The sequence below is a fragment of the Nocardia anocheti genome, assembly GCF_029675105.1.
Classification (GTDB): domain Bacteria; phylum Actinomycetota; class Actinomycetes; order Mycobacteriales; family Mycobacteriaceae; genus Nocardia.
This window is the reverse complement of the sequence record NZ_JAQQFV010000006.1, coordinates 175,135-199,821: the sequence shown is the minus strand read 5'-3', so window position 1 is coordinate 199,821 and position 24,687 is coordinate 175,135. Positions and strand designations below refer to the sequence as shown.

At 70.9% G+C, this 24,687-nt stretch carries 21 protein-coding genes; 3 read left to right on the top strand and 18 right to left on the bottom strand.

Annotation, left to right across the window (positions count from 1 at the left end; genetic code table 11):
• Positions 1–213: 213 nt before the first annotated feature.
• On the bottom strand, positions 214–1,308 hold the full coding sequence (locus QC180_RS17590) for an amidohydrolase family protein (protein ID WP_278263844.1): 1,095 nt from the start codon (positions 1,306–1,308) through the stop codon (positions 214–216).
• A gap of 70 nt (positions 1,309–1,378) precedes the next feature.
• Complete coding sequence (locus QC180_RS17585; RefSeq protein WP_278263843.1) at positions 1,379–2,191, bottom strand: nuclear transport factor 2 family protein; 813 nt, start codon at positions 2,189–2,191, stop codon at positions 1,379–1,381.
• Between the two features lie 82 nt (positions 2,192–2,273).
• On the opposite strand from QC180_RS17585, the gene QC180_RS17580 reads away from it, so the two are divergent.
• A complete protein-coding gene (locus QC180_RS17580; RefSeq protein ID WP_278263842.1) occupies positions 2,274–3,065 on the top strand; it encodes a phosphatidylethanolamine N-methyltransferase family domain-containing protein in 792 nt (263 codons plus the stop codon).
• Positions 3,066–3,121: 56 nt separating this feature from the next.
• Here QC180_RS17580 and ffh read toward each other — a convergent pair whose 3' ends face one another.
• From ffh to ftsY, 6 genes are all read right to left on the bottom strand, one after another.
• Positions 3,122–4,684 (bottom strand): signal recognition particle protein, encoded by a 1,563-nt coding sequence (ffh, locus tag QC180_RS17575; protein ID WP_278263841.1) that lies wholly within the window; start codon positions 4,682–4,684, stop codon positions 3,122–3,124.
• A gap of 55 nt (positions 4,685–4,739) precedes the next feature.
• Positions 4,740–5,054, bottom strand: a complete 315-nt coding sequence (locus tag QC180_RS17570) for a hypothetical protein (protein ID WP_278263840.1) — start codon at positions 5,052–5,054, stop codon at positions 4,740–4,742.
• Positions 5,055–5,188: 134 nt separating this feature from the next.
• Positions 5,189–7,636, bottom strand: a complete 2,448-nt coding sequence (locus QC180_RS17565; protein WP_278263839.1) for a [protein-PII] uridylyltransferase — start codon at positions 7,634–7,636, stop codon at positions 5,189–5,191.
• Positions 7,637–7,720: 84 nt separating this feature from the next.
• A complete protein-coding gene (locus tag QC180_RS17560) occupies positions 7,721–8,059 on the bottom strand; it encodes a P-II family nitrogen regulator (protein ID WP_278263838.1) in 339 nt (112 codons plus the stop codon).
• A gap of 4 nt (positions 8,060–8,063) precedes the next feature.
• Positions 8,064–9,368, bottom strand: a complete 1,305-nt coding sequence (locus QC180_RS17555; RefSeq protein ID WP_278264081.1) for an ammonium transporter — start codon at positions 9,366–9,368, stop codon at positions 8,064–8,066.
• 316 nt (positions 9,369–9,684) lie between these two features.
• Entirely contained in the window at positions 9,685–11,274 is a 1,590-nt protein-coding gene (ftsY, locus tag QC180_RS17550; RefSeq protein WP_278263837.1) for a signal recognition particle-docking protein FtsY, read from the bottom strand.
• A gap of 155 nt (positions 11,275–11,429) precedes the next feature.
• Between ftsY and QC180_RS17545 the strand changes: the two genes are divergently transcribed.
• Complete coding sequence (locus QC180_RS17545; protein ID WP_067448994.1) at positions 11,430–11,819, top strand: DUF2237 family protein; 390 nt, start codon at positions 11,430–11,432, stop codon at positions 11,817–11,819.
• A 61-nt stretch (positions 11,820–11,880) separates the two neighbouring features.
• Here the strand turns inward: QC180_RS17545 and QC180_RS17540 are convergent, their stop codons facing one another.
• Positions 11,881–12,639: a TetR/AcrR family transcriptional regulator gene (locus QC180_RS17540; protein ID WP_278263836.1), complete on the bottom strand. Its 759-nt coding sequence runs from the start codon at positions 12,637–12,639 to the stop codon at positions 11,881–11,883.
• A 112-nt stretch (positions 12,640–12,751) separates the two neighbouring features.
• Between QC180_RS17540 and QC180_RS17535 the strand changes: the two genes are divergently transcribed.
• Positions 12,752–13,660 (top strand): NmrA family NAD(P)-binding protein, encoded by a 909-nt coding sequence (locus QC180_RS17535; protein WP_278263835.1) that lies wholly within the window; start codon positions 12,752–12,754, stop codon positions 13,658–13,660.
• Positions 13,661–13,735: 75 nt separating this feature from the next.
• Here the strand turns inward: QC180_RS17535 and smc are convergent, their stop codons facing one another.
• From smc to QC180_RS17490, 9 genes are all read right to left on the bottom strand, one after another.
• A complete protein-coding gene (smc, locus tag QC180_RS17530) occupies positions 13,736–17,374 on the bottom strand; it encodes a chromosome segregation protein SMC (protein WP_278263834.1) in 3,639 nt (1,212 codons plus the stop codon).
• A 118-nt stretch (positions 17,375–17,492) separates the two neighbouring features.
• A complete protein-coding gene (locus QC180_RS17525; protein ID WP_278263833.1) occupies positions 17,493–17,981 on the bottom strand; it encodes a DUF1707 SHOCT-like domain-containing protein in 489 nt (162 codons plus the stop codon).
• A gap of 73 nt (positions 17,982–18,054) precedes the next feature.
• Positions 18,055–18,510 carry a DUF350 domain-containing protein gene (locus QC180_RS17520; RefSeq protein ID WP_278263832.1) on the bottom strand — a complete coding sequence of 152 codons (456 nt, stop codon included), beginning with the start codon at positions 18,508–18,510 and terminating at the stop codon, positions 18,055–18,057.
• Positions 18,511–18,540: 30 nt separating this feature from the next.
• On the bottom strand, positions 18,541–19,704 hold the full coding sequence (locus tag QC180_RS17515; RefSeq protein WP_278263831.1) for a glutathionylspermidine synthase family protein: 1,164 nt from the start codon (positions 19,702–19,704) through the stop codon (positions 18,541–18,543).
• Positions 19,704–20,240, bottom strand: a complete 537-nt coding sequence (locus QC180_RS17510; RefSeq protein ID WP_474646482.1) for a hypothetical protein — start codon at positions 20,238–20,240, stop codon at positions 19,704–19,706. The genes QC180_RS17515 and QC180_RS17510 overlap by 1 nt, the downstream gene beginning before the upstream one ends.
• 184 nt (positions 20,241–20,424) lie before the next feature.
• Positions 20,425–20,718 (bottom strand): acylphosphatase, encoded by a 294-nt coding sequence (locus tag QC180_RS17505; protein WP_278263829.1) that lies wholly within the window; start codon positions 20,716–20,718, stop codon positions 20,425–20,427.
• Positions 20,715–21,158 (bottom strand): OsmC family protein, encoded by a 444-nt coding sequence (locus tag QC180_RS17500; RefSeq protein ID WP_278263828.1) that lies wholly within the window; start codon positions 21,156–21,158, stop codon positions 20,715–20,717. The genes QC180_RS17505 and QC180_RS17500 overlap by 4 nt, the downstream gene beginning before the upstream one ends.
• Positions 21,159–21,275: 117 nt before the next feature.
• Positions 21,276–21,989 (bottom strand): response regulator, encoded by a 714-nt coding sequence (locus QC180_RS17495; protein ID WP_278263827.1) that lies wholly within the window; start codon positions 21,987–21,989, stop codon positions 21,276–21,278.
• Positions 21,990–21,993: 4 nt separating this feature from the next.
• Positions 21,994–24,513: a sensor histidine kinase gene (locus QC180_RS17490; protein ID WP_278263826.1), complete on the bottom strand. Its 2,520-nt coding sequence runs from the start codon at positions 24,511–24,513 to the stop codon at positions 21,994–21,996.
• Positions 24,514–24,687: the final 174 nt, after the last annotated feature.

Genomic DNA, 24,687 nt, shown 5'->3' with positions numbered 1-24,687 from the left:
GCGCGGCGGCAGCGAACTGCATGTCGAGTTCACCGGCCGTGCCGCTCGCACTCCACTGTATAAGCCCGTTACGCAGCCCGCGCGTAGTGCGCGCACATTTTTGCGTAGTAAGCACCCATTTCATGCGTAGTAAGCACCCGTTTTGCGCGTAGTAAGCACCCGTTTCATGCGTAATGCGTGCAGCGTGGGCAGCATGCCGACAGTTGCCGAACCTCAGCGGTGGCCCGTGACGGGACTCGGGGTTTTCACGACCTGGCCGCGTAGGACGACCCACTGGGGGTCGGTCAGCGATTGGGGGTGGGTGCGGGGGTCTTCGGGGTAGACGACGAAGTCGGCGGGGGCGCCTTCGGTGAGGGATTCGCGGCCGAGCCAGGTGCGGGCGTTCCAGGAGGCGGCGCCGAGGGCGTCGTGGGGGGACAGGCCCGCGCCGGTGAGGGCGGTGATCTCGTCGGCGATGCGGCCGTGGCGGATGGAGCCGCCCGCGTCGGTGCCCGCGTAGATCGCGACGCCCGCTTCGTGGGCTCGGCCGACGGTGTCGCGGACGCGGCGGTGCAGGTCGCGCATGTGGGCGGCGTAGACGGGGAACTTGGTGGCGCTGTCGGCGATGCCGGGGAAGGTGTCGATATTGATCAGGGTGGGGACCAGGGCGGTGCCGTGGGCGACCATCGCGGCGATGGTGTCGTCGGTGAGGCCGGTGCCGTGTTCGAGGCAGTCGATTCCGGCGTCGATGAGGCCGGGTAGGGCGTCCTCGCCGAAGACGTGGGCGGTGACGCGGGCGCCCTCGGCGTGGGCGGCGGCGATGGCCCGCTTCAGGATGTCGTCGCTCCACAGCGGGCGCAGGTCGCCGACGGAGCGGTCGATCCAGTCGCCGACGATCTTGACCCAGCCGTCGCCGAAGCGGGCCTGTTCGGCGACGATCTCGGGCAGGTCGCGTTCGTCGTCGAGTTCGATGCCGAGTTCGCGGATGTAGCGCTTGGGGCGGGCGATGTGGCGGCCCGCGCGGATGACGCGCGGGAGTTCGGCGTGCTCGTCGATGAAGCGGGTATCGATGGGTGAGCCCGCGTCGCGCAGCAGCAGCGCGCCCGCGTCGCGTTCGGTCTCGGCCTGCTCGATCGCGCCCTCGTGGGTCTCGTCGCCGCCGCCGTAGCGGATGCCGACGTGGCAGTGGGCGTCGACCAGGCCGGGCACGATCCAGCCCGCGCCACAGAGGGTTTCGGCGCCACGCACCGGTTCGAAGGTGACGGTGCCGTCGACGACCCACAGGTCGCGCTCCTCGTCACCGGGCAGAACCACACCACGCAGATGCACACGAACCTCCCGGGTCGGCCTCGGACCCAAACTACCGCGCGCGACCGGCGGGCGCACCCACCCACCGGGCTCAGCCGTCGGCGTCGTCGAGGAACACGGTGACCGCGTCGATGCGTGAGGAGCTCGGGGCGAAGTCGACGAAGGCCACGCCGTGGGCTTCCCCGATCGTCACGCTGGCGCTGACGGTGCGTCCGGCGGCGATCATCTTGTCCCAGTGGATCTCTCGGGCGCGCTCGGCGAACTCGTCGGCGGTGATCCGGGTTCCGGCGGGCAGTTCGATGACGGCGCGGTCGTCGAGCAGCGCGTGCACGCGGGTCGCGTCGCCGGCGGACGCGGCGGTGAACAGGCGACGGACCAGGCGTTTGCCGTGTCCGCCGACCCCGCGCAGGGCGCGCAGCATGCCGAAGGCCCCGCCCATGCCGAGCTCGGCGACCAGTTGCGGGCCCAGCTTGGCTCCGGCCAGGACGCCGGTCGTGCCGGTGCCGAGCAGGCGCGCGATCATCACCGCCAGTTCCCAGTGCGCGGCCAGACGGGTGATGCGCCAGCCGTCGGCGGTCTCGACCAGGTCGTAGCGCAGATGCATCGGGACGACCACGGTGGCGCCGGTCGACATGGTGGTCTCGATGTGCAGGTCGCGCACCACCGAGCGTCCGGCGACCAGATCGCGGTCCACCCGGAAGACGATGGTGTTGGGTCCGATGAACGTGTTGTAGAAGCGCCCGATGGCCTCGGCGCCGACGTGCGGGCGGGAGCCGACCGGATCGTTGACCTCGGCGCCCTCGGCGAACAGGGCCACCCAGGCGGCCTTGTCGTGCGCTCCGACGGCGCGCGGGGAGGCGTGTACCGCCGCCAGGAGGTTCTCGGAGATCCGGTCCAGTGACATGGATCCATGATAGAACGTGTTCTAGTTTTTGTGTCGGCGATCGTGCACAGCACACGACGCCCTGTTCAAACGGAGAATCTCGATGGAGTGGTACACCGGGAACACCACCTACGACACCGTGCTCACCATCGGCTTCGCCTTCGCGGCCTTCGTGATGGTCGGCGGGCTGTTCGCGCAGAGTCCCTACGGGCGCTTCACCTCCAGCAAGGTGGGATTCAATCTGAATCCGAAGCTGGGCTGGTGGCTGATGGAGCTCCCGGCCACCGTGGTGTTCGCGGTGTTCTTCCTGACCGGCCCCGACCCGTTCTCACCGACGCCGCTGGTACTGGCCGCGATCTGGCTGCTGCACTACGGCAACCGGGGCTGGTTCTTCCCGCTGTCGATCCGGCAGGTGCCGGGCAAGACCAGCAGTTTCAATATCGGTGTCGTGGCCGCCGGGGTGTTCGTCACCGCGCTGCACGGCTATCTCAACGGCGCCCTGTTCAGCCACGACTACCTGCACCAGTACAGCACCGCGTGGCTCACCGACCCGCGCTTCCTGGTCGGCCTGGTCGTGTACCTGTGCGGATTCGCGCTGCTGGTGCGCTCGGAGGCGATCGTGCGCAACCTGCGCGACAAGGACAACCCCGGCGCCACCGAGTACCGCATCCCGCACGGCGGCGGCTTCCGCTTCGTCAGCAGCCCCGCCTATCTCGGCGAACTCATCGCCTGGACCGGCTTCGCCCTGCTCACCTGGTCCCTGGCGGGCGTGGTCATCCTGCTGATCACCGCGGGCAACCTGGTCCCCCGCGCCTTCGCCACGCACCGCTGGTACAAGGAGAAGTTCGCCGACTATCCCCTGAACCGAAAAGCGCTGATCCCCGGCGTCATCTGAGTCGAACACCCGCGGCCGGTGATCCATGCCTGGATCACCGGCCGCGAGGTCTGTCCCTAATTCTTGGGGAACTTGAGCTGGGAGAGGTCGATGCCCTCCAGGCCCGGGGGGAGCTGGTCGAGGCCGGGCGGCATCTGCGAGAGGTCCATGCCCGGGGGCAGACCGGGCATTCCGGCGGGCATGCCGGGGAAACCGCCGCGCATCTTCGGCGGGGTCGGGCCGCGGCCGCCCTTCTTGCCCTTCTTGCCCTTCTTGTTGTTGCCGCGGCGCGCGCCGGGCAGGCCCATCTGACGGCCCATCATGGCCATCATCTTCTTGGCCTCGAAGAAGCGGTCGACGAGCTGGTTGACCTCGGAGACCTGCACACCCGAGCCGTTGGCGATGCGCAGGCGGCGGGAAGCGTTGATGATCTTCGGGTTGTCGCGCTCGGCGGGGGTCATGCCGCGGATGATGGCCTGCACGCGGTCGAGCTGCTTGTCGTCGACGGCGGCCAGCGCGTCCTTCATCTGACCTGCGCCGGGCAGCATGCCGAGCAGGTTGCCGATCGGACCCATCTTGCGGATGGCCAGCATCTGGTCGAGGAAGTCCTCGAGGGTGAGCTCGCCGCTGCCGATCTTGCGGGCGGTCTCCTCGGCCTGCTGGGCGTCGTAGACCTGTTCGGCCTGCTCGATGAGGGTGAGCACATCGCCCATGCCGAGGATGCGCGAGGCCATCCGGTCGGGATGGAAGACGTCGAAGTCCTCGAGCTTCTCGCCGGTGGAAGCGAACATGATCGGCGAGCCGGTGACATTGCGCACCGACAGCGCGGCACCACCGCGGGCGTCACCGTCGAGCTTGGTGAGCACGACACCGGTGAAGCCGACGCCGTCGCGGAACGCCTCGGCGGTGCTCACCGCATCCTGGCCGATCATGGCGTCGAGGACGAACAGGGTCTCGTCGGGCTGCACGGCGTCGCGGATGCCCGCGGCCTGGCTCATCAGCTCGGCGTCGATACCGAGGCGACCGGCGGTGTCGACGATGACCACGTCGTACTGCTTGGCCCTGGCCTCGGCGACACCGGCGCGGGCCACCTCGACCGGGTCGGCCGCGGTGATGCCGAGGGGGTTGTCGCCGCCGCCGACGGAGGTGCCGGGGTGCGGGGCGAACACGGGCACACCCGCGCGCTCACCGACGACCTGGAGCTGGGTGACGGCGCCGGGGCGCTGCAGGTCACAGGCGACCAGGATGGGCTGGTGGCCCTGACCCTTCAGCCATTTGGCCAGCTTGCCCGCGAGGGTGGTCTTACCGGCACCCTGCAGACCGGCCAGCATGATGACCGTCGGCGGGTTCTTGGCCAGCGTGAGCCTGCGGGTCTCGCCGCCGAGGATGGCGACGAGTTCCTCGTTGACGATCTTGACGACCTGCTGGGCCGGGTTGAGCGCGGCGGAGACCTCGGCGCCCTTGGCCCGCTCCTTGATCTTGGCGATGAAGCCGCGCACCACGGGCAGCGCGACGTCGGCCTCGAGCAGGGCGAGGCGGATCTCGCGCGCGGTGGCGTCGATGTCGGCCGGTGACAGCCGCCCCTTACCGCGCAGATCCTGCAGTGCACCGGTAAGCCGGTCGGACAGGGATTCGAACACCGATCGCGCTCCTGATCTGAAAGGGACGTGTATTGCCCTCCCAGGGTAATGGGTGTTATTCCCGGTGGCGCACGTGCGGTGGCGCGGTGCGGCGCAATTCGTGATTCTCGATGTTCACCAGGTACACCGCCTCGCGGCCGGTGAGGCCGAGTTCGCGCGAGAGCGACTCGATCCGGTTCCATTCGGAATCGGGACTGTCGACGTGGTGCGCGGTGGTCGAGGCGATGGTCATCGCGGCCAACGCCTGGGCACCGGTGAGGGTGCGTCCCGGGAGCCACGAAACCACCCACAGGTCACCGCCGACGCAGCGCGCGATGTGCGCGGTCGCGTCGCTGGTCATCATTGATGCGGAAACGACTTCGATAGCCACGGATCTGCTCTCCCCTCGAACGAGTGACAGCCAGACCCGAGGAATGCTATAGGTCACATCTCGACTTATCGGGCAGGCGCGGGGATTGCGGGCAACCTGATAGCAATCGGTGAGTAAACCGTGTCCTGACAGTGTCAGGCGCCGCCGTCGTCCGGCTCCGGGGGCGGCGGGGGCGCGGGGTGCGGAACCACCTCCAGCACAGCCTTTTCGATGCCCGCGCGTAGCTGCGGCGTGTCGGCGCAACCGAGTTCGAGGCAGAACGCGTCGACGACGGCCGAGCCCATGGTGACCGCCTTGGCCCAGCGCACATCGGCGCCCGCGGTGGCGAAGGCACCGGCGAGTCGGCTGAGCAGACCGATGCGGTCCTCGGCGCGCAGCTCCAGGATCACCTGGCCCGGCGTGCTGGTCTCCGACCAGAGCACCCGGGGCTGGGCGAGCGCGTAGCGGCCGGGTCCGGCGCCCACGGCCTCGGCTTCGCGCTTGGCCAGGACCTCGGGCAGGTTCAGCGTGCCGGTGGTGGCCTTGATGAGTTCCTGGCGCAGCAGGCCCGCGTCGGGCGGGTCGCCGAACTTCGGGGTGACGACGAAGGTGTTGACCGCCGAGTCACCGGCCGAGCCCAGCGCGGCCGAGAGCACCCGCAGCGAGTGCAGCGCGAGCACGCCCGCCGCGTCGGAGAGCAGCCCGGCCCGGTCCGGGGCGATGACGGTGACGACATGGGTGTGCTTGCCGTCGCCGGGCGCCAGGGTGACGTGCACGCCCCCGGCGCGCGCCCGCTCCAGCAGGTCGGGGTCGATCGGTTCCGGTTGCGGCAGTGGCTCACCCGCCATCACCAGCTTGCAGCGGCGGACCAGTTCGCCGATCAGCGAGGCCTTCCAGTCACCCCAGACGCCGGGGCCGGTGGCCAGGGAGTCGGCTTCGGCGAGGGCGTGCAGCAGTTCCAGCAGGCCGACGTCACCGTCGAGGGCGTCGGCGACGTGTTTCACGGTGGCCGGGTCGTCCAGGTCGCGGCGGGTGGCGGTGTCGGGCAGCAGCAGGTGGTGGCGCACGATCGCGCTGAGGGTGCGCACGTCGGAGGGCCACAGGCCGAGCCTGCGCCCGATGTGGGTGGCCAGTTCGGCGCCGACCACGCTGTGGTCGCCGGTGCGGCCCTTGCCGATGTCGTGCAGCAGGGCGCCCAGGGTGAGCAGGTCGGGGCGGGCGACGCGGGTGCTGAAGCCGCTGGCGTAGGCGACGGTCTCCATCAGGTGGCGGTCGACGGTCCAGGTGTGCAGGGCGTCGCGCGGGGGCAGATCGCGCACCGCGCCCCACTCCGGGAACAGCCTGCCCCACAGGCCCGTTCGATCCAGCGCCTCGACCGCGTCGATGCTGCCGCGACCGGCACCCAGCAGCACGAGCAGATCGTTGAGCGCGTCCTTGGGCCAGGGCTCGCGCAGTTCGGGCGCGTCCTCGGACAGGCGGTTGAGCGTGGTCGCCGACATCGGCAGCCCGGTGCGGGCCGAGGCCGCGGCCACCCGCAGGATCAGCCCGGGATCGCGCTGGGGGCGCGCGTCCCTGGCGAGCACCACCTCACCGGCGTGTTCGACCACCCCCTCATCGAGTGGTCGACGCACCGGCATCCGGCGCAGGCGGGCCAGGCCGCGCCGCGGCAGCGCGTTGGCGGCGGTGCGCAACCCGACCTCCGAGGAGTAGCTCACCGTGCGGGCCGAGTCGCTGAGCATGCGCGCCAGATCGAAACGGTCACCGATGCGCAGCGCGGCGCCGATCTCGTCGGCGTCCTGGGCGCGCAACTGGTCGCGGGCCCGCCCGGCCACCCGGTGCAGTTCGGTGCGCACGTCGAGCAGCCTGCGGTGGGCCTGCGCGAGGCCGCCGCCGGGCACCTCCGGCCCCAGACCCGGCATGGCGTCGGTGAGCTGGGCGATCGAGAGCGCGTCGAGCAGTTGGATGTCGCGCAGGCCGCCGCGACCGTTCTTCAGATCCGGCTCGGCGCGGTGGGCGATCTCGCCGCTGCGCTGCCAGCGGGCGGTGGTCTGGGCGATCAGCGCGTCGAACCGGGAGCGGATGCCGGTGCGCCATTCCCGGCGCACCCCGCCGATGAGCAGATTGCTCAGGTCCTCGTCGCCGACGATGTGGCGGGCCTCGAGCATGCCCAGCGCGGCGATGGTGTCGTCGGCGGCCACCCGCAGGGCCTGGGGCACCGTGCGCACGCTGTGGTCGAGCTTGATGTGGGCGTCCCACAGCGGGTACCAGAGCTGATCGGCGACCTCGGCGACGATCTTCGGGTCGACGTCGTCGTGCAACAGCACCAGATCCAGATCCGAGTAGGGCAGCATCTCGCGCCTGCCCAGCCCGCCCACCGCGACGACCGCCAGACCGCTGTCGGCGGTGATGCCCAGTTCGCTGCCCTTGCTGGTGAGCCAGAATTCGAACAGGTCGACCAGCGCCGCCCGCAACGCCTCCGGGTCCAGGCGCGGATTGCGCGTTCCGGCTCCCTCGAGCAGCGCCGCCCTGGCCTTGACCAGGTCGGCCGCGCCGTTGTGCTGAATACCGCCGTTCTGTCCTGCCACTGCCCCACCGCCATTCATGCGGGCGGCCCCGCCCCGACCGGTGAACCGGTGGGAGCGGGGCCGCCGCTCGATCGTCGCGCCGCCGGTCGCTCCGGCGCCGGATTACAGTGCGTCGGTACCGCGTTCGCCGGTACGGACCCGGATGATCGTCTCGACCGGGGTGACCCAGACCTTGCCGTCACCGATCTTGCCGGTGCGCGAGGCCTCCACGATCACCTCGACGACCTTCTCCACCGAGGCGTCGTCGACCACGATCTCGACGCGGACCTTGGGGACGAAGTCCACCGAGTACTCCGCGCCGCGGTAGACCTCGGTGTGGCCCTTCTGCCGACCGTAGCCCTGGACCTCGCTGACGGTCATGCCGAACACGCCCGCCTGCTCGAGTCCGGTCTTCACGTCCTCCAGGGTGAACGGTTTGACGATAGCGGTAATGAGTTTCATTACGTCATGCCTCCTTGACGGCAGTCCGTGCCGTGCCACTCACAGCAGCAAAATCGTAGGCCGTCTCCGCGTGCTCGGACTCGTCCATGCCCGCGGATTCTTCCTCGGCGCTGGCCCGCAGACCGATGGTGGCCTTCAGGACCAGGGCGATCACGGTCGCGACGACCAACGAGTACGCCAGCACCGCGAAGGCGCCCGCGGCCTGACGCCACAGCACGTCGAAACCGCCGCCGTAGAACAGGCCGTCGGCACCGGTCGGCGCCTCGGCGGTGCCGACCAGGCCGATCAGTACGGTACCGATGACACCACCGACGAGGTGGATACCGACCACGTCGAGCGAGTCGTCGTAGCCGAACTTGAACTTCAGGCCGACCGCCAGCGCGCAGGCCGCACCGGCGACCGCGCCGATGGCCAGGGCGCCGAGCACGTTGACCGAGGCGCAGGCCGGGGTGATGGCGACCAGACCGGCCACGATGCCCGAGGCCGCGCCCAGCGAGGTCGGGTGACCGTCACGCAGCTTCTCCACCAGCAGCCAGGCGAGCATGGCGGCGGCGGTGGCGACGAGCGTGGTGACGAAGGCGGCCGCGGCGGTGCCGTTGGCACCCAGCGCCGAACCGGCGTTGAATCCGAACCACCCGAACCACAGCAGGCCGGCACCCAGCATGACGAACGGGAGGTTGTGCGGACGGAACGGCGACTTCGGCCAGCCCTTGCGCTTGCCCAGGACCAGCGCCAGCGCCAGCGCGGCGGCGCCGGAGTTGATGTGCACGGCGGTACCACCGGCGAAGTCGATGGCCTTGACCTTCTCCATGATCCAGCCGCCACCCCAGACCCAGTGCGCGACCGGGAAGTAGACGACCGTGGCCCAGACCGCGGCGAAGACCAGCCAGGCGCTGAACTTCATCCGGTCGGCGACCGCACCCGAGATGAGGGCGACGGTGATGATCGCGAACATCGCCTGGAAGGCGACGAAGACGAGCACCGGGATCGTGCCGGTCAGCGGCACGCCCGCGGCGTCCTCGCCGAAGCCGGTGAACAGGGTGCGCAGGCCGAAGAACTCGACCGGGTCGCCGATCAGGCTGCCCTTGTCGGTGCCGAAGGCCACCGAGTAGCCGTAGAGCGCCCAGAGCACACCGATCACGCCCATGGCGCTGATGCTCATCATGATCATGTTCAAGACGTTCTTGCTACGGACCATGCCGCCGTAGAAGAACGCCAGTCCGGGTGTCATCAGCAGCACGAGAGCCGCGCTGGTCAGAACCCAGGCCGTGTCACCTGTGTCGGGTGCACCGATCTCGGCGCCCGCCAGGAGTACGGGATTCACCACCTTTTGTCCTCCTCATCTCGAGCCCCGCCGAGTACGACGAAGGCCTGCCAAGAAGGGTCCTCATCCGGTGTTTCATCCGGTGAGCTGTGGTGTTTCACCTGCGTGAACGGATAGCCGAGTTGTGTTGCTTCCACGTTTCGTGGGGTTGGCCACACCCCGACACCTCACGGTGAGGACGCGCGCGATGTGCGATTCGCCCCGGGTTCGCGGCCGGGCTCGACGACACCGTTCGCCCTGGAAATGCCGTTGCCCGCCCGGTCGCGGGGACCGGGCGGGCAACGGTGACGACGGCGCGGGGCTAGGAGTTGCCGCCGAGCAGCGCGTCGACGAAGGCACCGGGCTCGAACGGGGCCAGATCGTCGGCGCCCTCGCCCAGACCGACCAGCTTCACCGGCACGCCCAGCTCGTGCTGGACCTGGAAGACGATGCCGCCCTTGGCGGTGCCGTCGAGCTTGGTGAGCACCACGCCGGTGATGTCGACGACATCGGCGAAGACCCGCGCCTGCATGAGGCCGTTCTGGCCGACAGTGGAGTCGAGGACCAGCAGTACCTCGTCGACGGCGGCCTTCTTCTCCACGACCCGCTTGACCTTGCCCAGCTCGTCCATCAGGCCGGTCTTGGTGTGCAGGCGACCCGCGGTGTCGACCAGCACGGCGTCGACGCCGCGGTCGATGCCCGCGGTGACCGCGTCGAAGGCGACGGCGGCCGGGTCGGCGGCCTCCTTGCCGCGCACGGTCTCGGCGCCGACGCGTTCACCCCAGGTCTGCAGCTGGTCGGCGGCGGCGGCGCGGAAGGTGTCGGCGGCGCCGAGCAGCACCCGGCGACCGTCGGCGACGAGTACGCGGGCCAGCTTGCCGGTGGTGGTGGTCTTGCCGGTGCCGTTGACGCCGACCACGAGCAGGATCGCCGGATGATCGGCGTGCGGCAGCGCGTGGATGGAGCGGTCCAGTTCCGGGCGCAGGGCCTCGATCAGCACGTCGCGCAGGGCGGCCCTGGCCTGTTCGGGGGTACGCACGCTGCGCGCGGCCATCTCCTCGCGCAGGCGGCCGACGATCTTGGCGGTGCTGGCGGTGCCGATATCGGCCAGGACCAGGGTGTCCTCGATCTCCTCCCAGGAGTCCTCGTCGAGGTCACCGCCACCGAGCAGGCCGAGCAGGCTCTTGCCGACGGCGTTCTGCGAGCGCGACAGGCGCCCGCGCAGGCGCACGAGGCGGCCGGAGGTGGGGTCGATCTCCTCGATCGCGGCGGCGACGGCGTCGGTCTCGGCCGGAGCCTCGGGGACGACGGGCGTCGTCTCGGCCGGGGCGGTCTCGGTGGGCGCGGTGTCCGCCGGAGTGGTGTCGACCGGGGTCGCGGTGTCGGTGGGGTCCGTCTCGGTGGGCGTCGGGGTCTCGGTCGGCGCGGTCTCGGTCGGCGCGGTCTCGGTGGGCGCGGTCTCGGTCGGCGTCCGGGTCTCTGTGGGCGCGGTCCCGGTCGGTGCGGTGTCGGTGGTGGGGGCGGTGTCGGTGGTGTCGAGGCTGCTCAGGTCGTCGGGGACCACCACGGTCTCGGCGTCGCGCACGTCGGCCTCGGGCAGTGGCACGTCGGTGATGCCGCGGCGGGGGGCGTCACGCGGGACGGCGGCGTCGTCGCCGATGTGCGGCTGGCCCTCGTCGTCGGTGCGTTCACCGACCGGTTCGGGGCGCGGCAGAGTCGGCGCCGACCCGCCCTGACTGAAACTGAAGCCACCGGCGGCGGTATAGCCACCGGAGCGGTCGGTCAGCTCCTTGTCGGGCTCGGGAGGGGCCAAGGAGATCTGGCGCCGCTTGTACAGGACGAAACCCGCGACGAGCGCCACCAACAGCACGGCGGCGATCGCGGCGATCAGGATCCACGCTTGCGAACTCACCCGGCCGAGTCTATTCGGGCAGCCCGAAGCGGCACGTCGGCGGCGTCGGCGGGGCAGGTCGGCGCGGCCTTTCGCGGCCCGTCGGCACGCCGGGGAAAGACTACAGATTCGTTGTCCTGCGGAACTTCTGGCGCAATCCCCATAGGATCGGCGGCGTGACCGATCGAAACGTGCTTGGGGGGCCGCTGGAAGAGTGCGGCGCCGATCCTCTCACGGGCTTCTACCGCGACGGGTGCTGCAGCACCGGTCCGGAGGATCTCGGCAGCCACACCGTGTGCACCGTCGTGACGGCGGAATTTCTGGAGCATCAGGCGTCGATCGGCAACGATTTGAGCACGCCGCGCCCGGAGAACAACTTCCCCGGGCTGCAGCCGGGCGACCGCTGGTGCGTGGTAGCCGTGCGCTGGCTGCACGCCCACGAGGACGGTGTCGCCGCGCCCGTGGTGCTGGCCGCCACCCACGAGAACGCGCTGGAAGTGATCTCGGTGGACATCCTGCGCAAGTACGCGGTCGATGTTCCCGACGATGTGAGCGACCTGCTGTAGATCGCGGTTCGGCCGGTGTTCGGACCGGCACAGGCGGTGCGGGCGTGGTGAGTCGACCGACTCAGGGGTGACGGCGGCGGTGCGCTCGCTGGCGGCAGGCCGGGGAACAGTAGCGGGCCGGGCGGCCGGTGCCGGATCGGTGGACGCTGGCACCGCAGACCGGGCAGTGCGTCGGAGTTTCGTCACCGTCCGCCGTTTCGTTACGGACAGTTCGGCCGGGTTCCGTCACGGGAGGCCGCGCGGTGCGCAGGGCGTCGAGGATGAGCGCGGCGGCCGGTGCCAGCGTGGGACTGCCCGCTCGATGTCGTTGGATCGCAACACATCCGGTGAAGAGATCGAGCACCTCGGTCACCGTCACGTCGGTCCGGACCGCGCCGTGGCGCTGAGCGGCCGCCAGCAGGGCGCCCAGCGCGCGGTGGAAGCGCTCGCCCGCCTCGCGCAGGAGCGCTCGCGGCCAGCCGTCGTCGGATTGCACCAGGTCGCACAGGTCACGATTGGCGGGCGTCGTCAGGACGACGTGCCTGCACAGCGTGAAGAACGCGACGCCGGGATCGGGCGCGGCGAGCTGTTCGGCGGCGAGCGCGGCCAGGCGGTCCACCCGCTGCTGCATGACCGCTTCCAGCAGATCGGTTTTCGTCGGGAAGTGCCGGTGCACGGTGCCCGCGCCGACACCGGCGCGGCGCGCGACCTCGGCCAGCGACACCGAGGCGCCCCGCTCGGCCAGCACGCGCTGCGCGGCCGCGAGCACGAGCGCGCGATTGCGGCGCGCGTCCGCCCGGCCCGCCGGACCGACGGCATCGGTGACGTCCTGGACCGTCATTTCGTTACGCCCTCTCCCCGATCGGCCTGGCCACCACGGCCCCGGCGCCCGTACCGTCCGGAATACGGGTCGACCGACCCGATTCTAGCGACGACGAACGGAACCCTCCGACATGATCTCCGAACTTCCCGTCCTGGTCACCGGCGCGACCGGTCAGCAGGGCGGCGCGACCGCGCGCAGGCTCCTCGCCGACGGCCACCCGGTCCGCGCCCTGGTGCGCGACGCCGACTCCGACGGCGCGCGGGCCCTGGCCACCGCCGGTGCCGAACTCGCCGTCGGCACCTTCGAGGACGCGGCGGCCCTGCGCGCGGCCGTCACCGGCACCAGGGCCGTCTTCCTGGTCCCCGTCGCGACCTACACCGGTGACGGCTGGGACATCACCGACGAGGCCCGCCACGGCATCGCCGTCGTCGAGGCGGCGGTGGCGGCCGGTGTCGAACAGATCGTGTTCACCGGCGTCGCCTCGGCGGGCGACCCGAAGTCCTGGGGTATGCAGGGCAAAGTGCGCATCGAGGAGTCGGTCGCCGCGTCCGGGCTGCGCTACACCCTGCTGCGCCCGGTCCGCTTCATGGAGAACTACCTGTTGCAGGGCAGTCCGGTCGACGGTGTGCGCCCCGGCGGCGAGCACTATCACCTGTTCCCCGCCGACCGCCCGCTGCAGATGATCGCCGTCGACGACATCGCCGCCATCGCCGCGCTGGCCTTCGCCGACCCCGACGGCTGGCACGGCCGCACGCTGGACCTGGCGGGCGAGGCGATCACCCCGGTCGACGCGGCAACCGTCATCGGCCGGGCCACCGGACGCCCGGTGCACTACCGCGAAGCGACCGAAGCCGAGGCCGACGCGATCGGTCCGCAGCTCGGCAATGTCTGGCGGTTGTCCCGACAGACCGGCGGCTGGCACGCCGACATTCCCGCCCTGCGAGCGCTGTACCCGGGTCTGACGAGCCTGTCCGACTGGCTGGCCCGGGGCGCCGCCGAGCGGATCCGGCATCGAATCGACGCGGTGCCCGCGCACTGAACGGACGGGGAACTCGGCCGACGCGTAGGCCCCGGCTGTGACGACAGGCACGAACTCGACGGACCGCGGCGGTGGCTAGCTCGCCGGGGCGCCCACCGATTGCGCTTCCGCCGCCGGTGTCGTGTCCACCCGGTTGAGGCGCTGGGAGATCACCTGGGTGATGCCGTCGCCGCGCATGCTCACGCCGTAGAGGGCGTCGGCGATCTCCATGGTCGGCTTCTGGTGGGTGATCACGATGAGCTGGCTCTTCTCGCGCAGTTGCTCGAACAGGCCGATCAGGCGGCGCAGGTTGGTGTCGTCGAGGGCCGCCTCGACTTCGTCCATCACATAGAACGGGGACGGGCGCGCCCGGAAGATGCTGACCAGCAGCGCCACCGCGGTCAGCGACTTCTCGCCGCCGGAGAGCAGCGACAGGCGCTTGACCTTCTTGCCGGGCGGCCGCGCCTCGACCTCGATGCCGGTGGTGAGCATGTCGGAGGGGTCGGTGAGCACCAGCCTGCCCTCGCCACCGGGGAACAGTTTGGCGAAGACGCCGACGAACTCGCGCTCCACATCCGCGTAGGCCTCGGTGAAGACCTGCAGGATGCGCGCGTCGACCTCGGCGACCACGTCGAGGAGGTCCTTGCGCGCGTTCTTGACGTCCTCGAGCTGGGTGGCCAGGAAGTTGTAGCGCTCCTCGAGCGCGGCGAACTCCTCGAGGGCAAGGGGGTTCACCTTGCCGAGGGTGGTGAGATCCTTCTCGGCGCGCTTGGCGCGGCGTTCCTGGGTGGCCCGGTCGTAGGGCATCGGCTGCGGTGCGCTGACCTGTTCGCCGCGTTCCTTGGCGTCCTCGTACTCCTGCAGTTCGAGGGCCGAGGGCGGCAGCGGCACGTCGGGGCCGTATTCGGCGACCAGGTCGGCCAGGGCGATGCCGAACTGTTCGGCGATGGTGGTCTCGAGCTGTTCGATCCGCAGGGCGGCCTGGGCCTTGGCGACCTCGTCGCGATGCACGGCGTCGGTGAGCTGGGCCAGCTGGGTGGTGAGCACCCGCGCCCGTTCCTTCACCTGTTCGAGCGCGGCGGCGCACTCCCCGCGCCTGCGCACCAGTTCGTCGCGGCGCGCGGCCGCGGCGGCGACGACCTGTTCGAGCTCGTGGGCGATCTTCGCCCCCGAGTCGGCGACCGCGGCGGCCACGGCGGCGGCCCGGCGGCGGGCGGCCTGGGCGCGTTCGGCGCGGGCCCTGGCCTCGCGTTCGGCACGGGCGGCGCGACGCAGCGAATCGGCTTTGCCGCGCACCGATTCCGCGCGTTCCTCAGCGGTGCGCACGGCCAGCCGGGCCTCGACCTCCATGGTGCGGGCCTCGGCCAGCGCGGCGGCGGCCTCTTCCCTGGCGCGTCCGGCGGTCTCGGTGCTCGCGGCGCCGAAGCTGTCGTCGTCACCGTCGTGTTCGATCTCGGCGTGCCGCAACCGGTCCTCGAGTTCGGCGAGCGAGGCCAGGGACTTCTCCCGGGCGGCCTCGGCCTCGGCGCGCTGCCCGGTGAGCCGTTCGCCCTCGGTCTGGGCGGCGCGCGCGGCCTGGCCGACGCGGGCGAGCCGGTCGTAGATGGCCAGCAGCGCCTGATCGGATTCGTGCAGTGCCATCAGGGCGTGGTTGGCCGACTCCTTGCGGTCGGTCTGTTCGGCCAGCGCCCCGGCCAGCGCGGCCTCGAGTTCGTCGGCGCGGCGCTGCGCGGCGGCCAGTTCGGCGGTGGCGGCGTCGATCTCGGCCTGCACCTCGAGCTGGCTGGGCATGCGCTCCGAGCCGCCGACGATCCAGCCCGAACCGGCCAGGTCACCGTCGCGGGTGACGACCCGCAGTTCCGGACGTCGCGCGACCAGCGCGGTGGCGGCGGCCAGATCGTCGACGACGGCGACTCCCGCCGTGAGCGCGGCGAGCGCGGGACCCACCCGCTCGGCCCCGTCGATGACCTCGGCCAGCCAGGTCGCGCCCGCAGGCAGCGCACCCGGCTCGGTGGGGACCACACCCTCGGTCGCGAAGACGAAGGCCACTCGGCCGCCGTCCCCGGAGCGCAGTTCGCGCACGGCCGCGTCGGCGGCGGTGACGGTCTCGGCGGTGACGGCGTCGGCGAGCGGGCCGAGCAGCGCGGCGACCGCGGACTCGAACCCGGCCCGCACTCGCAACTCACCCGACAACCGTCCGCCGAGCCCACCGATGCCGTGTTCGAGCAGCCAGGCCGCGCCGTCCTTGCGGGCCAGGTTCATGCCCAGCGCCTCGATGCGCGCGCCGAGCCGGGCGACCAGTTTGCTCGCCTCCCGGTCCTGTTCGCGCAGTTCGCGCACGCGTTCGTCGGCCAGCTCCAGCGCCGCGACGGCGTGTTCGTGCTGGGCGTCGAGGCCCTTCTCCCCCGCGTCCAGTTCGCCGAGTTCGTCCTGCACGGCGTCGTATTCGACCTGGGCGGTCTCGCCGCGGTGCCGTGCGTCGGCGATGGCGACCGAGAGGCGGGCGATCTCGGCGTCCACCGACTGGGCCCGGGTGCGCAGGGTGTCGACCTGGCCGGACAGCCGGGCCAGGCCCTCGCGCCGGTCGGCGATGGCGCGCACGGCGGCCAGGTGCGCCTGCTCGGCGGCCTTGGCGGCGTGCTCGCGATCGGCGAGCGCCTCGCGGGCCGCCTCCAGGGTCTCGGCGGCCATCTCCACCGCGTAGCGCAGCTCGGCTTCCTCGGCCTCGACGCGGTCGGCCTCGGCCTCGAGCTGTTCGGGGTCGCGGCCGGTGCCGACGGGGGTCTCGGTGTCGAGGTGGCGGGCCCGGTCACCGGCGATGCGGATGGTGGCGTTGACGCGCTCGGCCAGCGCGGAGAGCTGGAACCAGGTCTGCGCGGCCGCGTCGGCGCTGGGGCTGAGCTTGGCCAGCTGGAACTCCTGCTGGGCCAGCGCGGCATTGGCGGCGTCGAGTTCGGTCTGCACGGTGATCTGCTGCTCGCGCGCGTACGCCTCCTTGCTGAGCTGGGACTCCAACTCGCCGCGGCGGGTCACCAGGTCGTCGGCGGCCAGCCGCAACCGCGCGTCGCGCAGGTCGGCCTGCACGGTCTGCGCGCGGCGGGCCACCTCGGCCTGCCTGCCCAGCGGCTTGAGCTGACGACGCAGTTCGGTGGTGAGGTCGGTGAGCCGGGCGAGATTGGCCTGCATCGCGTCGAGCTTGCGGACCGCCTTCTCCTTGCGCCTGCGGTGCTTGAGCACGCCCGCGGCCTCCTCGACGAAGGCGCGCCGGTCCTCGGGCCGCGACTCCAGGATGGCCGAGAGCTGGCCCTGCCCCACGATGACGTGCATCTCGCGCCCGATACCGGAGTCGGAGAGCAGTTCCTGCACGTCCATCAACCGGCAGCTGCTGCCGTTGATCTCGTATTCGCCCGCGCCGTCGCGGAACATGCGCCGGGTGATCGACACCTCGGCGTAGTCGATCGGCAGCGCGCCGTCGGAGTTGTCGATGGTCAGCGTCACCTCGGCGCGCCCGAGCGGGGCCCGCCCGCTGGTCCCGGCGAAGATGACGTCCTGCATCTTGCCGCCGCGCAACGCCTTGGCCCCCTGCTCACCCATCACCCAGGTGAGCGCGTCGACCACATTGGACTTGCCCGACCCGTTGGGCCCGACGACACAGGTGATGCCCGGTTCGAAACGCAACGTGGTCGCGGACGCGAAGGACTTGAACCCCTTCAACGTCAGGCTCTTCAAATGCACGAAAAGCAACCTTCCTACGCTGTTCCGCCTCTCCGCGACTCTAGGCCAGACTCAGGTGCGCAGAGGATTCGGCAGGCGGCAGGCGGTGGAGGAAGTTGCTGAGATAGTACGGGGCCGGTCAGGGCAGTTGGCGTTTGCCGTGGGGGTCGAGGTGGTTCATATGCTTCTGCATCTGGCGCAGGTGGGTCTGGGTGCCGGGGGTGGCTTCCCAGCCGGTGATGACGCGGAACAGCAGGACCGCGCCCCAGGGGCCGATCACCCACATGGGCCAGAAGTAGGTGAGTTCCCCGGCGGTCAGGCTGACCAGGCCCCAGATGACGAGCACGATGACGCTGACGCCGAGCCAGCTGCCCGCCTCGATGCGCTGCCAGACCGGGATCCGCTTGGTGGGCTGGGGAGCCGGGGCGGCATCGGACTGGGGTGTCAGCGGGGGCAGATCGGACAGGACGACGGCGAGCTGGTCGCGGGTGGTCGTCTCGTACACCTTGGCCACCCGCTGGTCGTACTCGGCGAGGTCGAGCCTGCCGTCGGCCAGGTGCGTGCCCAGCTGGGCGACGATCGCGTTGCGTTCGGCGTCGGACGCGCGTGTACCCGGGCTGATATCCATGCCGACGTCCTCTCCGGTGGGCTACTGGTCTCCAGCGTCCACCCTCCACTGTGCGATGTCAACCCGGACCAGGTCAGAGGATCGCGAAGGCCACCACGAGGCCCAGCGCGAAGTGCGCGGCGGCGACCACCAGCACCTCGGGGGTGTAGGTGTCGGCGTGCAGGGTGCGGCCGATATCGATCCCGGTGACCTTCTCGATGATGCGCACCGAGACCACCTGCGCGATGATGCCGACCAGGCCGTACACCACGGCCGCGATCAGCCCCTCGGTCAGCTTGTTGACCCCGCCGGTGGCCAGCACGGCGAACACCACGATGAAGGCCATGCTGATCATGCCCGCGGCGGAGACGATCAGCGCGTTGGGCTTGCCGCCGACCACCAGGTCCCGCAGCTTGCCCGGGGTGGTCAGGTCGATGGCGAAGAAGCCGATCAGCATCAGCGCCAGGCCGATCAGGCAGTACAGGATGATGGCGCCGACGCCTTCACCGAGTGCACTCCAATAACCCGATTCGAGGGCGAGGGCGGTCATCGTGGTCCTTTCGAAACAAGTGGTGTGTGGTCAGTCGACGATGCGGTGCGGCACGAAGGCCGCGCCGTCATCGGTGATCAGGCCCGCGGTCTCGCGGATGCCGAGCCCGGCCGCGGTGTCGCCGACGACCCAGGCGCCCAGCACCGGACGCATGCCGTCGAACTCCGGCAGCGGGTCGAGCAGCTGATAGACGAAGCCCTCGTGGCCGTAGACGCCGCCGGTCGCGGTCTCCATCCCGGCGCCGACGATGGTCATGTTGGCGCCTTCGCGGCCCAGCTTGGGCTTGCGGATGTACTCGGTGAGCTCGTGCGGGTCGTCCAGGTAGGCGGGCAGCAGATTGGGGTGGCCCGGATACATCTCCCAGAGGATCGCCAGGATGGCCTTGTTGCTGAGCAACGTCGTCCACAGCGGCTCGACCCAGGCGGTGGCGGGCAGGCTCGCCACGACGCGCTTGCCGAAATCGTCGTCGAGGATCCACTCCCACGGATACAGCTTGAAGACCGCCTCGATCGGCGCCTCGGCCAGATCGACGAAGCGGTTCAGCTCGAGGTCGAAGCCGACCTCCTCGATCGGCAGCGCCACGGTGTCGAACCCGGCCTCGGCCGCGGTCTCCTGCATGTACGCGGTGGTGACGTTGTCCTCGCCGGTGGCGTCCGCGCCAGACCAGGTGAAGTGCAGTTCGCTGCCCGGCAGCACCCCGCGCAGCTCGGTCCAGCGTTCCACCAGCTTCTCGTGCAGCGAATTCCACTGGTCGCCAGCGGGATACACCTGCTGCAGCCAGTGCCACTGGATGATGGCGGCCTCGAGCAGCGAGGTGGGGGTGTCGGCGTTGTACTCGAGCAGCTTGGCCGGGCGGCGCGCGTCGTAGCGCAGGTCGAAGCGGCCATAGACGTACGGGTCGCTGCGGCGCCAGGATTCGGCGATCGGGCCCCAACTCCATTCCGGCAGACCGAAATCGGCGAAGCGCTCGGTGAGGACCACGTGCTCGGCGGCGTGCAGGCACATCGACTGCAGCAGTTCCACATCGGCTTCCAGCGCGAGGATCTCGTCCATCGAGAACTCGTAGTGCACCGACTCGTCCCAGTACGGGCGCGGCTGACCGCTCGCGTCGCGTCCGGGCGCGCCGTAGACCAGGCCCTGGCTCTCGATGATCTGCTGCCAGCCCGGCCGGGGCGTACTCGTCGTGCGCCGCATCAGGACCCGCTCCCGCCGGTGGACTTGGAACCCAGGCCACCGCGCTGGACGGTGGTGCCGGACTTGGTCTTGATCTCGGCGTTGCGCGGCTTCACCGAACTGCCGCCGGTGGGTGGCTTGCCGATGGTGGGGGTGCCGCCGTAGTGGTAGCGGTACTGCGGCCAGCCCAGCAGGATCAGGCTGCCGCCGCCCCCGTGACTGGAATCGCTGCGGAAGTTGGTCTTGCCGTCGCCGCAGTACTCGTCGGCGACGACGACCTCGTTGCCGTTCTCGTCGACCTGCACGCACGACGCGGTGACCTGATCCGGCGCGGTGACCGCCCGATAGGCCAGGTACCCGCCGCCGACCAGCGCGGCCACGCCGACCACGGCGATGCCGCCCATCATCACGCGTTTCCTGGTGCGCCGCTTGGCCTCCTCGGCCTCGGCGGCGGCGCGCTGGGCCTGTTCGGCCTGCTTGCGCGCCTTGTCCCTGGCCCGCGCCTCGGCGACCGTGGGCGGACGCGGCTGGGTGGTGCCCGCCTCCTGCCGTTCCATCCGGCCTGCCCGGGGCTGCTCGCCCGCGGGCGGCTCGGGCGGTTGCTGGGGCATCGGCGGCCAGCCCGCGCCCGGATCGGGCGGTGACCAGGGTGACTGTCCGGACTCGTCGTCGCCGGGTCGATCGGGCGGACCGGGGTTCTGTGTGCTCACCGCTGCCGCCCCCTTGCCCCCGAAGTCACCACTAGCGCTCCTCGAATCCCGTCATGTCGCCCCGCGCGGGCTCCCAGCTTTCCACAACAAGGTCGACCCGGCCAGGCGGTCCGGCCGCCACTGCGCCGGACCGTAGCAGCTCCAGCAGTTTCTCGCCCGCCGTTCGACTGCCTTCGGCGACCACGTGCACGCGTCCGTCACGATGGTTGCGCGCGTAGCCGACCAGGCCGAGTTCCAGTGCGCGCGAACGGGTCCACCAGCGGAACCCCACGCCCTGGACCTGTCCGTGGACCCAGGCGCTGAGCCGGACCGGCGCCGCGCTCATGCGTCGATGTCGAAGTTCAGGCTCACCTTGGCGCCCGCCTCGAGCGTGCGGCCCACGGTGCACACCTTGTCCACGGCGCGCTGCACGGTGACCAGCAGTCGTTCGCGGGCGGCCTCGTCGAGCTCGGACAGATCCAGTTCCATGACCTCGTCGAGCTGCGGGTAGACCTCGTTCTCGCGGTCGGCGTCGCCGGAGACCCGGATGGTGGCGTCGAAGTCGTCACCGAGGCGGCGCGACAGCGGCAGGTCCGAGCTGAGCCCGGTGCAGGCGGCGAGCGCGATCTTGAGCAGCTCGCCCGGGGTGAAGGCGCCCTCGACGCCCTGCGAGGCGATGAGCACCTCGGCGCCGCGCGAGCTGCGCCCGGTGTAGGCCCGGGTTCCGGTGCGCTCGACCCACAGTTCGGTCGGTGCGGTGGTCACGGGTGCGTTCTGCTCAGCCATGGTGTGATCCTGACATGTCCGTCTCCCCGTGACGCAGGCCGCCCGGTACCCCGTGCGTCCCGCGTCACAGCGAGTTTCCGGCGGGTTACCCCGGTACCGACGCAATCGGGCGCCGTTTCATTCCTGGAAGCGGTAGCCCATGCCCGCTTCGGTCAGCAGGTGCCGGGGGTGGGCCGGGTCGTCCTCGAGTTTGCGGCGCAGCTGGGCCAGATAGACCCGCAGATAGTGCGTCTCGGTGTCATAGGACGGCCCCCACACCTCGCGCAGCAGTTCCTTGCGGCCGACCAGTTTCCCGCGATGGCGCACCAGCATCTCGAGCATCCCCCACTCGGTCGGGGTCAGGTGGACCGGCGTGCCGTGCTTGGTGACCCGCTTGGCGACCAGGTCGACGGTGAACGACGCCGTCTCCACCACCGGATCGGCCTCGTCGGCGGCGGTGGCGCCGCGCCGGATCGCGGCGCGCAGCCGGGCCAGCAGTTCGTCCATGCCGAAGGGCTTGGTGACGTAGTCGTCGGCGCCCGCGTCCAGGGCCTCGACCTTGTCGGCGGAGTCGGTGCGCGCCGAGAGCACCAGCACCGGCGCCGAGGTCCAGCCGCGCAGTCCGGCGAGCACCTCGATGCCGTCCATATCGGGCAGGCCCAGATCCAGGACGACCACGTCGGGGTGCTTCTCGGCCGCGGCGCGCAGGGCGGCCGCGCCGGTGCCCGCGGTGACCACGTCGTATCCGCGCACCGACAGGTTGATCCGCAGGGCGCGCAGGATCTGCGGTTCGTCGTCGACGACGAGCACCGTCGCGCGGGCGGTGGACGGTTCGGAAGGCGGGTTGCCCATGTGCTCACTTTCCTCGCGGATCGACGGGCGGTGTCCGGGCCGACGGTTCCGAGGGTAGGTCGACGAGCATCGTCAAGCCCCCACCCGGAGTCGGTTCGGCGTGGACGGTGCCGCCCATGGCCTCGACGAACCCGCGCACCACCGACAGGCCGAGCCCGACGCCGGTGGTGTTGTCATGGTCGCCGAGGCGCTGGAACGGTTCGAAGAGCTGCTCCTCGGTGCCCGCGGGCACGCCCGGCCCCCGGTCGACCACGGCGATCGACACCCCCGCGCCGTGCTGTTCGGCGGTCACCCGCACCGGTGTGGTCGGGCCCGAGTGGCGCAGCGCGTTGTCGATCAGATTGGCCAGTACCCGTTCGAGCAGGCCCGGATCGGCGGGCACCGAGATCTCGTCGACCTCCACGCTCACCCGATCCCTGGCCGCGCGACGCAGCCCCCGCGCCCCCATCCCCACGCTGACCAGCGCGCGATGCACCGCCTCGTCCAGATACACCCGCTGCAGTCGCGGGGTGACCGCGCCGACGGTCAGGCGCGAGGAATCGAGCAGGTTGCCGACCAGCGCGGTGAGCTGGTCGACGGATTCCTCGATGGCCTCGAGCAGTTCGCCGGTGTCCTCGGCCGAGAACTCGATGTCGTCGCTGCGCAGGCTCGACACCGCGGCCTTGGCCCCGGCCAGCGGGGTGCGCAGGTCGTGGCTGACCGCCGAGAGCAGCGCGCGACGCAACCGGTCGGCCTCGAGCAGGGCGGCCGCCGCGCTCGCCTCCTCGGCCAGTTCGGCCTGGCGCACCAGCCCGACCGCCTGATTGGCGACCGCGTTGAGCACGGGCCGGTCGGCGGCGTCGATCGAGCGACCCGCCAGCAGTAGCTGACTGTGCGCGTCCCCCGCCTCGATGACGGTCTCGGCCTCCGCGCGCCGCGTCGGCGGGTCGGTCCCGACCGTCGCGACGAGCCGCTCGCCCCCGCACAGGCTCACCGCCCGCTGGCCGTAGGTCTCGCGGACCTGATCGAGCAATCGGGGCAGGTCGGCGCCGTGCAGCACCGATCCGGCGAACAGGGTCAGCAGCTCGGCCTCCCTGGACGCCTTGCGCGCCTGCCTGGCCCGCGCGGCGGCCACGTCGACCAGGGCGGCCACCGCCACCGCGACGATGAGCAGCACCACCACGGTGACGAAGTTGTCCGGCTCGGCGATGGTGAAACTGAAGCGCGGCGCGGTGAAATACCAGTTCAGCAGCAGCCCCGACAGCAGCGCCGAGAGCCCGGCGGGCACCACACCGCCGAACAGCGCCACCGCCACCACCCCGACGAAGAACAGCGCGCTGAGACCGCCCAGTTGCAGCCAGCGATCGAGGACCCCGCACAGCAGGCTCACCAGCACCGGCACCACCACCGCGGCCGACCAGGCGAACACCGGCCTGCGCGGTCGCAGTCGATGCCTGCGGACCCGGCCGTCGGCCTCCTCGTGGGTCACCATGTGCACGTCGATCCGGTCCGAGCGCCGCACCACCGTGGCGCCGATCCCCTCGTCCAGGATCCGCGCCCACCGGGAGCGACGAGACGTGCCCAGCACCAGCTGGGTGGCGTTGACCTCGCGCGCGAAATCCAGCAGCGCGGTGGGCACGTCGTCCCCGGTGACGGTGTGCAGCGAGGCCCCGAGCCCGGCCGCCAGCGCGCGCAGCGTCGCCATCCGTTCGGTGGACACCCCGGCCAGGCCGTCGCCGCGCACCACGTGCACCACCACCAGCTCGGCGCTGGACTTCGAGGCGATCCGCCCGGCCCGGCGCACCACCGTCTCCGACTCCCGGCCCCCGGTCACCGCGACGACGACGCGTTCGCGCGCCTCCCACAGGTCGGTGATCCGGTGCTCGGCCCGGTATTTCGCGAGGGCCGCGTCGACCTGGTCGGCCAGCCACAGCAGCGCCAGTTCGCGCAGCGCGGTGAGATTGCCGGGGCGGAAGTAGTTGCGCAGGGCGGCGTCGACCTTGTCGGCCGCGTAGACATTGCCGTGGGAGAGCCTGCGCCGCAACGCCTCCGGCGTCAGGTCGACCAGTTCCACCTGATCGGCCGCGCGCACCACCGCGTCGGGCACGGTCTCGCGCTGCTCGATCCCGGTGATCCGCGCGACCACGTCGTTGAGGCTCTCGAGGTGCTGCACGTTCACCGTGGAGATCACGTCGATGCCCGCGTCGAGCAGCTGCTCGACATCCTGCCAACGCTTCTCGTTGACGCTGCCCGGCGCGTTCGTGTGAGCCAGTTCGTCGACGAGCACCACCGCGGGTGCGCGGGCCAGCACCGCCGCCACATCGAGTTCGGGCAGTTCGGTGCCCCGATAGGTGATCGTCTTCGGCGCGATCCGTTCGATGCCGTCGAGCAGTTCGGCGGTCTTGGCGCGGCCGTGGGTCTCCACGACGGCGGCCACCACGTCGCGGCCACGTTCGAGCCGCCGGTGCGCCTCACCGAGCATGGCGTAGGTCTTGCCCACGCCGGGCGCCGCCCCGAGGTAGATGCGCAGTCGTCCGCGTTTCACCGATCCATCATCGCGTCAACATCGCGCAAAAGCCCCGCCACGCAGCGCTAAGGAGTCGTAAGGAAGCCACGCCGGGTGCCGCGACGGCGTTTGACTCACCTCAGCGCTCCACCGCGGGGCGCGAGGAGGTCGGAAATGTCTGTGGTGGTGTTCACGGTGCTCACCGTGGCGATC

What these genes read in the sequence shown, in the direction of transcription:
- QC180_RS17500 (WP_278263828.1), bottom strand. Translation starts at nt 21,158, where the DNA reads ATGGCTGAGCAGAACGCACCCGTGACCACCGCACCGACCGAACTGTGG.
- QC180_RS17565 (WP_278263839.1), bottom strand. Translation starts at nt 7,636, where the DNA reads ATGAATGGCGGTGGGGCAGTGGCAGGACAGAACGGCGGTATTCAGCAC.
- QC180_RS17585 (WP_278263843.1), bottom strand. Translation starts at nt 2,191, where the DNA reads ATGTCACTGGACCGGATCTCCGAGAACCTCCTGGCGGCGGTACACGCC.
- QC180_RS17505 (WP_278263829.1), bottom strand. Translation starts at nt 20,718, where the DNA reads ATGAGCGCGGCGCCGGTCCGGCTCAGCGCCTGGGTCCACGGACAGGTC.
- QC180_RS17515 (WP_278263831.1), bottom strand. Translation starts at nt 19,704, where the DNA reads ATGCGGCGCACGACGAGTACGCCCCGGCCGGGCTGGCAGCAGATCATC.
- QC180_RS17540 (WP_278263836.1), bottom strand. Translation starts at nt 12,639, where the DNA reads ATGACGGTCCAGGACGTCACCGATGCCGTCGGTCCGGCGGGCCGGGCG.
- QC180_RS17510 (WP_474646482.1), bottom strand. Translation starts at nt 20,240, where the DNA reads ATGGAACGGCAGGAGGCGGGCACCACCCAGCCGCGTCCGCCCACGGTC.
- QC180_RS17560 (WP_278263838.1), bottom strand. Translation starts at nt 8,059, where the DNA reads ATGAAACTCATTACCGCTATCGTCAAACCGTTCACCCTGGAGGACGTG.
- QC180_RS17495 (WP_278263827.1), bottom strand. Translation starts at nt 21,989, where the DNA reads ATGGGCAACCCGCCTTCCGAACCGTCCACCGCCCGCGCGACGGTGCTC.
- QC180_RS17520 (WP_278263832.1), bottom strand. Translation starts at nt 18,510, where the DNA reads ATGACCGCCCTCGCCCTCGAATCGGGTTATTGGAGTGCACTCGGTGAA.
- QC180_RS17580 (WP_278263842.1), top strand. Translation starts at nt 2,274, where the DNA reads ATGGAGTGGTACACCGGGAACACCACCTACGACACCGTGCTCACCATC.
- QC180_RS17535 (WP_278263835.1), top strand. Translation starts at nt 12,752, where the DNA reads ATGATCTCCGAACTTCCCGTCCTGGTCACCGGCGCGACCGGTCAGCAG.
- QC180_RS17525 (WP_278263833.1), bottom strand. Translation starts at nt 17,981, where the DNA reads ATGGATATCAGCCCGGGTACACGCGCGTCCGACGCCGAACGCAACGCG.